Below are 12,234 nucleotides of genomic sequence, written 5' to 3' on the forward strand. Positions count from 1 at the left end.
CTTATTTTACTTTTGGTAACTGTAGCATTACTTTAGTACCAGTATTTGGATCACTTTTTATATCAAGTGATCCATTTAATTTTTTCACAAATTCAATTATAATTGAAAAGCCTAATCCGCTACCCTTTTCATTTGCCGTTCCTGAGCTACTATTTACATGTTTCCCTTGTAATGCTTTTTCAATAGCATTAGCACTCATACCAATCCCACTATCTGAAATAATGATTTGAACTGAATCATCTTTAGGTTCAGCAGTTAAATTTATATTACCTCCATTCTTGGTAAATTTAATGGCATTTGAAAGTATGTTTCGAAATATGGTGAGCAGAGCATTTTCATCAGCTAATACTTTAATTTCCTCTGGTATTGAATTATCAACGGATATATTTTTAGAGCTTAGTTCATATTCGAACAATCCTACCGTGTCTTTAGAAATACTCTTCAGATCAAGATTTTTTATATTGAAGTTAAAGTCTCCCTTATTACTGAAGGTCCATGAAAGTAGCTGATTGGTAAGGTCAATTAAATTATGGACGGTTTGATCTAAATATTTAAAATACTCAGACTTCATGCTCTCTTCCTTTTCATTTTTTAGAAGTTTAAGCATTGTATCAATATTTTTAATAGGCCCTTTTAAATCATGTGCAATAATTCCAAATAACTTATCCTTGCTCTTGTTTGCAACAGTTAATGTATGCTTTGCTCTATTTAATTTTATAGCTAAGACAACTGATATTATTAGAAAAATAAGGATAAAACCTCCAAAAACAAATTGATAATTTATTAGCCTTTGTTTTGCTTCAACCTCTAAAGCCTTTTCTTCATTCTGAAGTTTTAATAGTAAATTCTCATTTTCTTTTCTCTCTAAATTATACTGTACTCTAATCTCATTCAGGTGACGGTCTTTTTCCAAATTAAATATGGAATCCTTCAGCTGAGTATGTGTTTTATACGCTAAGTAGGCACTCTCAAAATCTCCTCTTTTAGCAAAATTTTCTGATTTTAGCATGTATACCAATTGTAATTCTCTAGTCTCACCAGTTTCATACATCAACTCGATAGATTGATCATAATAATATTGACCGCTATCATATTCATTTTGATTAGTATACACATTACCTAAGGTAAATAATGAAAATATTAACCCTGAATTAAAGTTATATTCTTTCTGTAACTCAATGGCTTTTAATAAGTAGTTAGAGGCTTGAACATAATTATTCATTTTAAAATATGCTTCTCCTATGTTTGCAAAATTGATCGAGCTTTCAATTGGCTTTTGTAGCTTCTGATTAATTTTTAAGCTTTCATCGTAATAATATATAGCGGAATCGAATTTCCCATCGAAAAATTTAACGATCCCTTTATATTCATAATTCTCTGCAATCTTAGCTGAATCATTCCGCTCTAAAGCTATTTGCAGCATTTTTTCATAAATATTTTCAGCTTCTTTATAATCTGCTATGCTCACATATATTCCTGCTAAAATATTTGAAGATTCTATAATTTTAGAAGTATCATGAAGATGTTCAAATGATTTAATGCTTTCTAAAATTTCATTAATAGAGGCAACATTTTCGCCCTTTCGCCATAATACATGAGCTTTTACTTTCTTAGCTTCTGCATAATAAAATGGTTTATAATCACCGGAAGTTAACGATAAAGATTTTTCTACGTATTTTAATGTATTTTGAAAATCACCTAACTGATAATAGCTTTCTGTGATCTTTTGATAAACCTTCAAGATAAAGTCTTCAGAAAAAGCATCATGTTCGGAGGAAGATAATATTTCCTCCAATTTAATTACCACACAATCATAATCTGAATTATCAAAGCAAGTATTTGATTCCTCGTATAATTTCTCAGCACGATGTTGAGCGAAAATTGAGAAATTTATTAATAGAAGAACAGGAAGAATAAAAAACAGTACTTGTTTAAACATATATAGAATTATAATTAAATATTCTACATATTTCTTAATTTATCAAACTATATATGAACTATTTAGCTGATTAATACTGATAAATTTGATTTAAATTCGAACTGTTGGATAATTGTATCTGAAACTAATCATTGACAAAATTAAAGATAATTCCAGCATATAAACTTCTTCTTGTTAATAAATTATGGTCATAAGCACTGTAGTCGAAATCATAAGTTATAGAGTTTTCATTTTTAAAGTCGAAGACATTTGACACATTAATGAAAATCAGACCATTCAATTTATTTGAAAATTGAAAAAGTTTACTAGCTCCAATAGAAATATTAGCATAAGGGCTAAAGAACTGTATGGAAGAGCGCTCAGTGGGTGCATAAACATCAAGATCTGATAGATAAATAACACTACTCACTAACCTATAAGTATTTCCTTTAAAAGCTTGAAATGAAGCATTCAAGGTCCAATCTTTAAGAGGATTATATTTTATAAATGTTCGGGCAAACCATTCCCATTCACCCTCTTGATTATAAAAAGATGTAGACTGATCTAATTGAAATTTTCTTCTTAAGAATATACTCACTCGACTCTCACTACCTGTTATGGCATAATCACCGTGATTACGAAAAAAACTTTGATGAATAGCCCATCTTTTTCCTTTAAAGTCTAGGTCTAAACTTGTTTGAGCTTGCTGTATTATTTGCCTTTCCGTATCGATGCGAGTTTGATAATACTTTCCGTGTCCGGCTTTTATCTTTAAATTTTGTGTTATATCTAACAAATAGTTGAATTGATAACTCCACAATTGCTTATTACTTTCAGGCATAAATGCTGTTCGAACCCCTGATCCGAAGGCTTGATTCCTCCATTTCTTCCTACCATATACATAAAGCTCATGGCTTTCCAAATGATCATCCATATCGATCTTAACGGAAGGATGATCAGGTGCAAGTGCGTAATTCAAAGTGGGCACACTGCCAACAATCCAACTATTCTGTCCCCAGTACGCATAACCTGACTTAAAAACATCACCTTGGTTAGAATAGGTAAGGTTTGTAGCCGCATAGGGATCAGTATTACTGGTATTGTAATTCATATTGCCGAATTGGAATTGTTTTTTATTAAAAGAATTTCCTGCCACAATAGATGCCTGCCAGTTACCGAAATTTTGAATCCACTGCAGGGTGGTTAAGCTTCTTTCAGAATCTTGTAAAAAACCATCCTGATAACTAGGGTGTTCGAAATTAAAATTATACGAATCATTTAGACCATACTTATAGAACTTGACAGAACCCCACGATTGATGGGTAGTAAAAAGGATTCCCCCCTCCAATGCATTGAAACTATTGATGTCCTGAAAATTTACTGAATTGACATTCTTTAAGACTCTGTCAAATTGATAATTGGCAAATAAGCCGAGATGAGATTTTTCTCCAACCTGACCCCTACTAGAATAGCCTACATTAGCCATGGAAATACTTGCGGTATGTTGCCAATATTCAGGAAAACGATCTGCAAGCTCCAGCACTACAGTGCCAGAAGTAGCTTGCCCATATTCTATTGGTGGATTTCCTGGAAAGACAGTAGCACTCTTGAGAAAGTCTGTATTGAAAATACTTAATGTACCTGTATTCGTTAACTGAGCATATTTCACAGGATTTTTCACCGGCACTCCATTTAGGAAATATCCGGTCTGCTGAGGAGAAGCCCCTCTAAAAGCAACTGCTGCATTCTCATCTTTGGTAGTGGAAGACATCTGTGTAGTTATGGCCACTAAGGCATCAGCTTTCGAATTAGGATTTTTATAAATATCCAAAGGCTTTATTTTTTCAAAAGCAAAATTTTCGGCTCCTAAAACACTGGCCTTTGCTTCCACTATTTCCAATTGCTGCGAAAAAGATTGCATTTCTATGAGCATATTATCTTTTGATGAATCAATTTTAAATGAATATTCTTTGAATCCAATAAAGCTGCAGATTATAGTATCACCCCGTTTCAAGCCTGAAATCCTAAAAAAACCATCAGCATCCGTAACATCGTTGATTTTGTAATTACTTTTCTTCCAAAGATGAGCCCCGGGAAGTACTCCTTCAATAGAAACTACCTTCCCAGATATTGTGATTTGTGCATATATACTGCTCATAAGAAAGAAAAAACAAAGGACACATAGAAAATTCTTCATCATTAAAAATTATTTATTTGACCACTTGATGTATTCTGTTGGGGATTCCTCGTCTTTATTTGCTTCTCCTAGCATCAGGCAACAGCTTACTGGAGACCCACCTAAAATTAGGCTCAACTGCCAATGCCTTTTCATATACATTTATTGCTTCTTGATTTTGACCAACTGCTTGATGAGCCTTTCCTAGATTAGCAAGTGTATTGAGATAAAGCCATCCATTGTACCCCTGTATTTCATATAAATCCACAGATTTCTGAAAAGCTTCTACTGCTGCCTGCTTGTTTCCACCAAAGGATTCTGGTGTGTAAAATAAAGAGATGCCCAACACCATATTCACTATGGAGGATTCAGTATTCGTTTTCAAAGCCTTTTCAATTGCATTGGAGCTTTTAGGACCATAATACATACCTTTCCATGGATAGTATGCCATTATAAATCCATAAATAGATGAACGCATGGCTATGGCTTCTGCAGTATGAAGTCCTTTTTCCTCCATTGTCTCAAGGTAATCTAAGGCCTGTTCTACATACTCATCAAACTTATCTTCATTCGAATGAATCATTGTATTATTCAAAAGCCCGTAATAAGCAACTGCTTTGTCTATAGACCAGAAATCACTACTGTATTGATTAAGTGCAGACTCCCATAAACTTTCACTGCTAAGCAGATAGGCTTGATACATTAAACTATCTTTCTGTTGTGCATTGCTGAATTGCATATTAAAAAACACTACAAAAATGACTACTAAACTTATTCTTAAATTATTCATTATAAATTACTTTATTTTATAAACTATATTGACAAAAAAAATTCCAGATTATTAGATTATGAATAGTTGAAGCTTGAATAGCTAAACGCTAGCAATCATTCTTATTCATAAATCTACTTATTACTTTTGTTTCAATTTTTGATATTCATGATCATATAGACATGAATGAATTATTTACATAAACTCCTAAAAATTTAAAAGCACTGCTTATGGCCATCCAAGGCTTACTCATGTAGGTCACAACAGAAAAATATATTGATCTTATATGCTAGAAAAGTTTCAAAGGAACAATTTAACCACAAAGTAGATACTCAAGTGTCCTTTAAATTTCACTCTATCCTTTCCTAACTCCCGTGACTTCCCATCTTAGCTTTTGACCTCATAATTAATTCTATAATTTACTTTATTTTATAAACCTAATAGATCTAAAAAACATTAATCTGTTGGTTTGATGTATGACCTTAATGCATTTAAATAAGATTCAAAAGCATCAACACCCTTTTCTGTTATGCTACAACTCGTGTGAGGATAGTTATCTTTAAAGGATTTCTCAACCTTTATATAATTAGCATCTTTTAACTTATTCACCTGAACACTTAAATTACCTGCCGTAGCACCAGTCTTTTCTTTAATGTAATTAAAATCCGCTTCCTCTAAATTCATCAATAAGCTCATTATAGCTAAGCGTAATTGAGAATGTAATAATGGATCTAATGGCTCAAACATGGTATTAGTTTTTAGGTAATAAATGACCTGGAATGATAAAGCTTACCATTACCGATAAGGCTAATAAAAACAATTGAATTTCAAATCCTAAATAGAATGCTACTAAACCTATAAACATACTTACATATCCCCCTATGGATAAGGCTTTAAATTTTATTATGCCACCTGTACTAGCAGTACCTATACCATATAAAACCATCAATACAGGATAAATACCATCCCAACCTAATACTGGTGAGGCAAATAAAAATATAATTAAGGCTACCACAAAAACTTTCCATAAAGAACTTAGTGCTCTATCGGTAAAACTAAAGGCTGTTGCCTTTTTCTTTTTCTTCCAAAATAAATACCATTAACAACTCCAGCTATTGGCATTGTAAGCCATACTAGCCAAGCCATTTCAACATTTAATTGGTACTGAAGAATATATTGGGTGATAGCTGATAAAGCTACGGCATAACCCCACATTAGATAAATTATCTTATCTTCACTTATATTATACCTTGTAGTATTCACCATCTGTGAGATGATGTTCAAACTTTCTTCTACTTTTAAATTATCTTGTTCCATCTTTTTATTGTTATAATATTCCAAAATTTAAACTAAGCTTGATTCCTACATTACTCAAATCATTTGGATTTAAAACAGCGTCTGCATTAAGATATGCTATTCTGTAATAAGCCCCAACCGATATATGCATGTAAGGAAGCACTGAGTACCAGAGCTTTAAATTAGGCTCTATAAAGAAGAAATCATCTTCCTGATTATCTATAGAATAGCCTCCTGATCCGGTTAAAATATCAGCACCTAATTTAAATGAGTTTTGAATCTCCTTATAATAACCGAACATAAAACCACCATATCCCATTGAATTAAGATCACCTGAATTCGTTCCCAAAGTATTGACTGATCCATAACCAGCACCACCTAAATAAAAATTTGAATTGATTACCCAGGCTCCACCGCCTCCCATCAATAACAAATTACCGTTCGGTGTAAATTCTGATGCAACATGAATCCCACCAAACCCTCCTTGCGCCCTAACTTTTTCAGCTCCTAAAGCTAGGAAAACAATAACTAATACTAAACTTAAAATATTTTTCATGGCTATAAAAATTAGTACATAACAAATATAATATAGTTTATATTATAAACCTAATTATTAAATAAATAATTTATAGAAAAATATGATTAGATACTATGCACCTTTAATACTACTGCTATAAGCATTAGAAACAGGATATAAAAAAAGAAATGGGTTATTTAATTTTTAGGATATATATGGTATTGAAAATTTCTCAGCCCAGAAGATTCTCAAACGATTTTTTTGAGGAGATTCCATAGCATTAGCTTTTTATTTTGATCTGTATTCAGATCCGATAAGCTATGAGCATAAATAGCATTCCCTTTATTAATTTTGAGAATACTGTATTCTTCAGATTGAAGATATTGGTTATGAAAAGACAAGAATAATTTTAAATGCTGAATCGATTGTAAACTATCAGGATGATCATTTATAACTTCATATTGATCTTTCTCTATCCCTATAGCTTTTAATAGCTTATGAAGAGTTTCCTTTTCAGCTTCTTCTACTTGATTAGGTAATAATATGAGTACTTCTTTTTCTACTTTTTTAGATTGTGGGATACTCGATTCAACAACTTCTCTTTTTTCAGCTACTTCATTAAGAATACTATCATTCTCGGTAGAATCTTTATATTCAACACTAGTATTCTCTTCACTGAAAACAAAAAGTTTATCTCCTTCAAATATTTTAGCTAAGAAGTTTTTCTCAATATTCATTACTGATCTAATTTAAAAATAGATTTTAATTCAGTAGCTTCTTCTGGCTTCATTCTTTTTGCTAAAACAAGTCTTAATTGTCTTCTCCTTAATGCCCCTTCAAATAACTCCTTCTCTTCTTCGGTTTCAGGAACCAATTCAGGTACATCTATTGGTCTTCCCGATTGGTCGACTGCAACAAATGTAAAGAAGGCTGAGTTTGAGGCATATTTACGCCCTGATGGTATATTTTCTCCCTTGACAACAATATGGACTTCTACTGAAGAACTAAAAGCTCTGGTTACCTTAGCTTCAAGTGTTACTACATCTCCTAAAGCGATAGGATGTTGAAAGGATATATTATCCACCGAAGCGGTAACCACTATCCTATTACAATGCTTTTGTGCAGCTATGGCTGAAACAATATCCATCCAATGCATCAGCCGTCCTCCCATTAAATTATTAAGAGGATTGGTATCATTAGGTAATACCAGCTCAGTCATGATAGTATAAGTATCTTTTGGATTTTTTGCTTGTTTTGCCATTGTTGAATTTGATTTAGCGCAAAGATAAAAACATCAAATGCAAAATCTGATGTGTTAAGTAATAATTAATGTTAAAAATGTATTGAGTTTAGTCCTCAGGGTATGGAACGTAAACGAAACTAGTCATATTCGTATCGATCACAAATAAACAGCAGAACTCATCTGGGTTTTTATAAGCCTGTTTAAATTCCTCAACTTTGTCTTCATCCACGATCTTTCTTTGCACAAATTCATCGAGATACGTGATAAAATAATTCCAAGTTAAGTTTAATTCTCCAGCACCAATTAAAACCTGACCTATTGGCTGTTCAGTTTTACAAATAGGGAAAATAGGATATTCCGAAAAACCTTGTTTTCTAACCACATAAGAAGCTTCTTTCAATGTTTCTGAAATTGCTACGAAGTCTTCTGTAATAGTTCCTAAATATTTACCGCTTAATTCTGGATTATTGTCCATAATACTATTCAATTTTAAAGCATCGCTTCATCAGCGAAGCTATAATAAGATTGTTCTGTAAAAATAATGTGATCTAGAACCGGTATATCTAATATGACACCGCTTTCTTTCATCTTTTTTGTCAAACGAATATCCTGCTCACTAGGATTCAAATTTCCTGAAGGATGATTATGAGCCAGGATCATTCCTGAAGCTAGATTTTCAATCCCTTCTTTGAATATGATTTTCACATCAGCTACAGTACCTGAAACCCCACCCATGCTAATTCTCTTGAGCTTAATAACTCTATTCGCTCGATTTAAAAAAATTACCCAAAACTCTTCATGGGGTAAATCAATCAATACTGATTTTAATAAATTATAAGCATCCGTTGAGGAAGTTATTTTTGGTTTCTCAATAACCTCAGCTTCTTTCCTTCTTCGCCCTAATTCTAGAGCTGAAATAATGGTAATAGCCTTAGCCTCCCCTATTCCTTTGAATTTGGTTAATTCTTTTACTGAAAATTTGGCTAATTGATTCAAATCATTTTGAACTTCAGTCAAAATGTTTTTACCCACATCAATTGCAGATAGTGACTGAGTACCTGAACCAATTAAAATGGCTATTAATTCCGCATCAGATAAAACCATTCTTCCATGGTTCAATAATTTTTCTCTTGGCCTATCTGCTTCAGCCCAACTTTTGATGCTACTAACTTCAGAATATGTATTGACTTTCATGTGATATGATTAAGGTTGAAATTAAAATCAAACCATAATATATCAAATAAGCACAAACTAAAAAAGCCTCAGCTTTTGGGCTGAGGCTTAAGGCAAAATTTTCAAATTCTTAAGCTAATTTAGCTACGTGCTTTGCTAATTTAGATTTGTTATTATCCGCTTTCTTTTTGTGGATAATATTCTTTTTCGCTAATCTGTCCAACATTGAAGTCACAGTTTTTAATAACTCTTCAGCCTGAGCCTTATCTTCAGTAGCTCTTAATCTACGGATATAAGTTCTGGTCGTTTTAGCCTGATATCTGTTTCTCAAACGTCTTGCTGCACTTGAGCGAATTCTTTTTAATGCTGACTTATGATTTGCCATATTGATTTATATAAATTGAATTTCTAGCTTTTCTTTTTAGGACTGCAAATTTAAGTGAATTTGTTTTACTAAACAAAATCATTTCAGTATTATCAATATTAATTTTCATAAATCATGAAATAATTGACTTCTAAGTATGATATTAAGGTATTAATCTAAACCTTAATCTATTAAAAAACTCAACCAAAGCCCAAATTCACATGATTAAACTCCTCAAAATCAGTTTAATTAGTTTATCATTCATCCTACTTACTTCATCTAAATTAAATTGGGGATTCTATGCTCATCAAAAAATTAATCGATTAGCAATATTTACCCTACCCACTGAAATGATTACTTTCTATAAGCATCATATTCAGTACATTACCGAAAATGCAGTGAATCCTGATAAAAGAAGATATGCAGTGGATTATGAAGCACCCAGACATTACATAGATTTAGATGTATATGGCGATAGCGCAGTTTATAAAATGCCAAGATATTGGAAGGATGCTGTTGAAAAATACTCAGAAGATACGTTACAAGCTTATGGAATAGTTCCGTGGCATGTAAATTTAGTTACATACCAACTTACAGAAGCATTTAAGGAAAATAATGCTGAGGATATTATCAGATATTCTACGGACTTAGGTCACTACATTGCGGATGCTAATGTTCCTTTACATACAACCAAGAATTATAACGGTCAGCTAAGTGGACAATATGGTATTCATGGTTTTTGGGAATCGAGATTACCCGAATTATTTTCTGATCAATTTGATTTTTTCATAGGAAAAGCTGAATACATTGAAAATACCCAGTTAGCCATTTGGGATGCAATTACTGTCGCTCACATTGCATTAGACTCAGTATTTAGATTTGAAAAAGATCTAAGCAACAAATTTGATAATGACGCTAAATACAGTTACGAAATGAGAGGAAACTCAAACGTTAAGGTTTATTCAAGAGATTTCTCAACTGCTTATCATAAAATGTTAGGCAAGCAAGTTGAACACAGAATGCGAAATGCTATTAAAATGATTGGCGATTATTGGTTTACAGCCTGGGTAAATGCAGGCCAACCTGATTTGGATAAATTAATTGATGAAAAGTATGAATTCGAAATCATAAATTTCATGCCTCAAAAAGATTTCAATAAGCTGAGAGAACACGAAAGTGGTATTGAAAATTAATAGGCTCTTATCATTAAAAAAGAGCCTATTTACCATTTCTAGAAATAATAAGAATAATAGCCTTTTACTCCTTTTTTATTAACTCCTTGAACCACTACTTTTCCTTTAATAGATTCCAAAATTTCAGATAGTTCCTTAGGATTGCTTACAGGATTTCCATTTATAGCCGTGATAATAAAACCTTCATCAATATTGAGTCTTTTGAAAAACCCATTTTTAACATCTACTACTCTTACACCACTTTTGATATCCAATAAATTTTTCTCAACCATTGGGACACTTTCAAATTCTGCACCTAATGATTTAGAAAAATATACATCTCTCTTGAGTAATTCAGTAGTATTTTCACTATTGGTCAAAATCAATTCCTTTTGAATGCTTTTGCCTTTTCTGTCGATAGTTAAATACAATTTATCTCCTGGTGATAACATACTCAGTTTTTCTTCAAATTCAGAATGAGTACTCACATCCTCCCCATTAAATTCCCTAATGATATCACCCTTTTGCAAATCTACTTTCTCTGCTGCTCCATTTTCTTGGATGTAACTCACTACAACACCGTCCAAATCATCCGTTTCTAATCTGTTAGCTATTTCAGGATCTAAAGTGGTAACCTCAGCCCCCAAAAAAGCTTTTTGAACCATTCCATAATCTATGATATCAGTAGCGATTTTCTTCACTATATCTATAGGCACTGCAAAGCCATAGCCTGCATAAGAACCTGTTTTAGATAAAATTGCCGTATTAATCCCTACTAATTCTCCTTTAGTATTTACTAACGCGCCCCCACTATTACCAGGGTTAATTGCTGCATCAGTTTGAATAAAGGATTCAATGGGAAAATTACTTTTTAAAATATTCAATTCTCTCCCTTTTGCACTCACTATACCAGCTGTTACTGTAGAGGTTAAATTGAAAGGGTTACCAACTGCTAACACCCAAGAACCTACTTGTAAATCTTTAGATGAACCAACTCTTATCGCTGGAAGATTTTTATCATCGATTTTTAAAACCGCTAAATCAGTAGAAGGATCTCGACCTACCAATTTTGCTTTGTAGGTTTTCTTTTTCCTAATCACCTCAATTTCATCCGCACCATCAATTACATGATTATTGGTTATGATATAGCCATTTTCACGAAAGATTACACCCGAACCAGAACCAACCTGCTGCATACTTCCTCCACCGCCAAGCCATAAATCTAACCAGGAACTTCTACCATATGCTTCAGATATTGTTTTGATGTAAACTACGCTTTCCCTACTATTTTTAGAAGCTTCAATAAAATCCACATCTGGTATTTTAATTACCTCATTATTGGTTGATTCATTCTCAAATGATGCTTGTGAAATATCGGTTGCTGGTTTTTGAAATACAGTATTATTATTTATTTGGTTATTATTATGAGTTAAATAAAAAACCAAAAAAGCTCCAACTATTCCACCCAGAAATGCGCTAAGAGTTGTTTTTACATATTGATTCATAGAAAAAATCTTTAGTGAATAAACAATATAACAATACAAATATTGTGCTGTTTTTACGTGTTCTCAATTAAAACTGTTCAAAAATACTGTATAAAAAAAAC

At 32.4% G+C, this 12,234-nt stretch carries 14 protein-coding genes; 1 reads left to right on the forward strand and 13 read right to left on the reverse strand.

The genetic code is table 11. From position 1 onward, the window contains the following. Position 1: 1 nt before the first annotated feature. From QYS48_RS03500 to rpsT, 12 genes are all read right to left on the reverse strand, one after another. Positions 2 to 1,939 (reverse strand): tetratricopeptide repeat-containing sensor histidine kinase, encoded by a 1,938-nt coding sequence (locus tag QYS48_RS03500; protein ID WP_308357533.1) that lies wholly within the window; start codon positions 1,937 to 1,939, stop codon positions 2 to 4. A 124-nt stretch (positions 1,940 to 2,063) separates the two neighbouring features. Further along, positions 2,064 to 4,076 carry a carboxypeptidase-like regulatory domain-containing protein gene (locus QYS48_RS03505; protein WP_308357534.1) on the reverse strand — a complete coding sequence of 671 codons (2,013 nt, stop codon included), beginning with the start codon at positions 4,074 to 4,076 and terminating at the stop codon, positions 2,064 to 2,066. 94 nt (positions 4,077 to 4,170) lie between these two features. Next, entirely contained in the window at positions 4,171 to 4,884 is a 714-nt protein-coding gene (locus QYS48_RS03510; protein WP_308357535.1) for a tetratricopeptide repeat protein, read from the reverse strand. A gap of 435 nt (positions 4,885 to 5,319) precedes the next feature. Further along, on the reverse strand, positions 5,320 to 5,610 hold the full coding sequence (locus tag QYS48_RS03515) for a transcriptional regulator (RefSeq protein ID WP_302103653.1): 291 nt from the start codon (positions 5,608 to 5,610) through the stop codon (positions 5,320 to 5,322). 4 nt (positions 5,611 to 5,614) lie between these two features. Continuing rightward, complete coding sequence (locus tag QYS48_RS03520) at positions 5,615 to 5,878, reverse strand: hypothetical protein (protein WP_308357536.1); 264 nt, start codon at positions 5,876 to 5,878, stop codon at positions 5,615 to 5,617. 20 nt (positions 5,879 to 5,898) lie between these two features. Beyond that, positions 5,899 to 6,180 (reverse strand): hypothetical protein, encoded by a 282-nt coding sequence (locus QYS48_RS03525; RefSeq protein ID WP_308357537.1) that lies wholly within the window; start codon positions 6,178 to 6,180, stop codon positions 5,899 to 5,901. Positions 6,181 to 6,190: 10 nt separating this feature from the next. Continuing rightward, positions 6,191 to 6,715 (reverse strand): hypothetical protein, encoded by a 525-nt coding sequence (locus QYS48_RS03530; protein WP_308357538.1) that lies wholly within the window; start codon positions 6,713 to 6,715, stop codon positions 6,191 to 6,193. Between the two features lie 209 nt (positions 6,716 to 6,924). After that, on the reverse strand, positions 6,925 to 7,413 hold the full coding sequence (locus QYS48_RS03535) for a hypothetical protein (RefSeq protein WP_308357539.1): 489 nt from the start codon (positions 7,411 to 7,413) through the stop codon (positions 6,925 to 6,927). Beyond that, positions 7,413 to 7,937 (reverse strand): acyl-CoA thioesterase, encoded by a 525-nt coding sequence (locus QYS48_RS03540; RefSeq protein ID WP_308357540.1) that lies wholly within the window; start codon positions 7,935 to 7,937, stop codon positions 7,413 to 7,415. The genes QYS48_RS03535 and QYS48_RS03540 overlap by 1 nt, the downstream gene beginning before the upstream one ends. 88 nt (positions 7,938 to 8,025) lie before the next feature. Continuing rightward, positions 8,026 to 8,394: a hypothetical protein gene (locus QYS48_RS03545; protein WP_308357541.1), complete on the reverse strand. Its 369-nt coding sequence runs from the start codon at positions 8,392 to 8,394 to the stop codon at positions 8,026 to 8,028. Positions 8,395 to 8,408: 14 nt separating this feature from the next. Next, complete coding sequence (gene radC / locus QYS48_RS03550; protein ID WP_308357542.1) at positions 8,409 to 9,113, reverse strand: DNA repair protein RadC; 705 nt, start codon at positions 9,111 to 9,113, stop codon at positions 8,409 to 8,411. A gap of 109 nt (positions 9,114 to 9,222) precedes the next feature. After that, complete coding sequence (gene rpsT, locus QYS48_RS03555; protein ID WP_013455209.1) at positions 9,223 to 9,477, reverse strand: 30S ribosomal protein S20; 255 nt, start codon at positions 9,475 to 9,477, stop codon at positions 9,223 to 9,225. 200 nt (positions 9,478 to 9,677) lie between these two features. On the opposite strand from rpsT, the gene QYS48_RS03560 reads away from it, so the two are divergent. Further along, positions 9,678 to 10,649, forward strand: a complete 972-nt coding sequence (locus QYS48_RS03560; protein WP_308357543.1) for a zinc dependent phospholipase C family protein — start codon at positions 9,678 to 9,680, stop codon at positions 10,647 to 10,649. Positions 10,650 to 10,687: 38 nt separating this feature from the next. On the opposite strand, the gene QYS48_RS03565 is transcribed toward QYS48_RS03560, so the two are convergent. Continuing rightward, positions 10,688 to 12,133 (reverse strand): trypsin-like peptidase domain-containing protein, encoded by a 1,446-nt coding sequence (locus QYS48_RS03565; RefSeq protein ID WP_308357544.1) that lies wholly within the window; start codon positions 12,131 to 12,133, stop codon positions 10,688 to 10,690. Positions 12,134 to 12,234: the final 101 nt, after the last annotated feature.

It is taken from the genome of Marivirga arenosa, from assembly GCF_030503895.2.
Classification (GTDB): Bacteria; Bacteroidota; Bacteroidia; order Cytophagales; family Cyclobacteriaceae; genus Marivirga; species Marivirga arenosa.

Excerpts from the sequence above, each read along its gene's own strand:
- QYS48_RS03500 (WP_308357533.1), bottom strand. The coding sequence starts at position 1,939 with ATGTTTAAACAAGTACTGTTTTTTATTCTTCCTGTTCTTCTATTAATA.
- QYS48_RS03505 (WP_308357534.1), bottom strand. The coding sequence starts at position 4,076 with ATGAGCAGTATATATGCACAAATCACAATATCTGGGAAGGTAGTTTCT.
- QYS48_RS03510 (WP_308357535.1), bottom strand. The coding sequence starts at position 4,884 with ATGAATAATTTAAGAATAAGTTTAGTAGTCATTTTTGTAGTGTTTTTT.
- QYS48_RS03515 (WP_302103653.1), bottom strand. The coding sequence starts at position 5,610 with ATGTTTGAGCCATTAGATCCATTATTACATTCTCAATTACGCTTAGCT.
- QYS48_RS03525 (WP_308357537.1), bottom strand. The coding sequence starts at position 6,180 with ATGGAACAAGATAATTTAAAAGTAGAAGAAAGTTTGAACATCATCTCA.
- QYS48_RS03530 (WP_308357538.1), bottom strand. The coding sequence starts at position 6,715 with ATGAAAAATATTTTAAGTTTAGTATTAGTTATTGTTTTCCTAGCTTTA.
- QYS48_RS03535 (WP_308357539.1), bottom strand. The coding sequence starts at position 7,413 with ATGAATATTGAGAAAAACTTCTTAGCTAAAATATTTGAAGGAGATAAA.
- QYS48_RS03540 (WP_308357540.1), bottom strand. The coding sequence starts at position 7,937 with ATGGCAAAACAAGCAAAAAATCCAAAAGATACTTATACTATCATGACT.
- QYS48_RS03545 (WP_308357541.1), bottom strand. The coding sequence starts at position 8,394 with ATGGACAATAATCCAGAATTAAGCGGTAAATATTTAGGAACTATTACA.
- radC (WP_308357542.1), bottom strand. The coding sequence starts at position 9,113 with ATGAAAGTCAATACATATTCTGAAGTTAGTAGCATCAAAAGTTGGGCT.
- rpsT (WP_013455209.1), bottom strand. The coding sequence starts at position 9,477 with ATGGCAAATCATAAGTCAGCATTAAAAAGAATTCGCTCAAGTGCAGCA.
- QYS48_RS03560 (WP_308357543.1), top strand. The coding sequence starts at position 9,678 with ATGATTAAACTCCTCAAAATCAGTTTAATTAGTTTATCATTCATCCTA.
- QYS48_RS03565 (WP_308357544.1), bottom strand. The coding sequence starts at position 12,133 with ATGAATCAATATGTAAAAACAACTCTTAGCGCATTTCTGGGTGGAATA.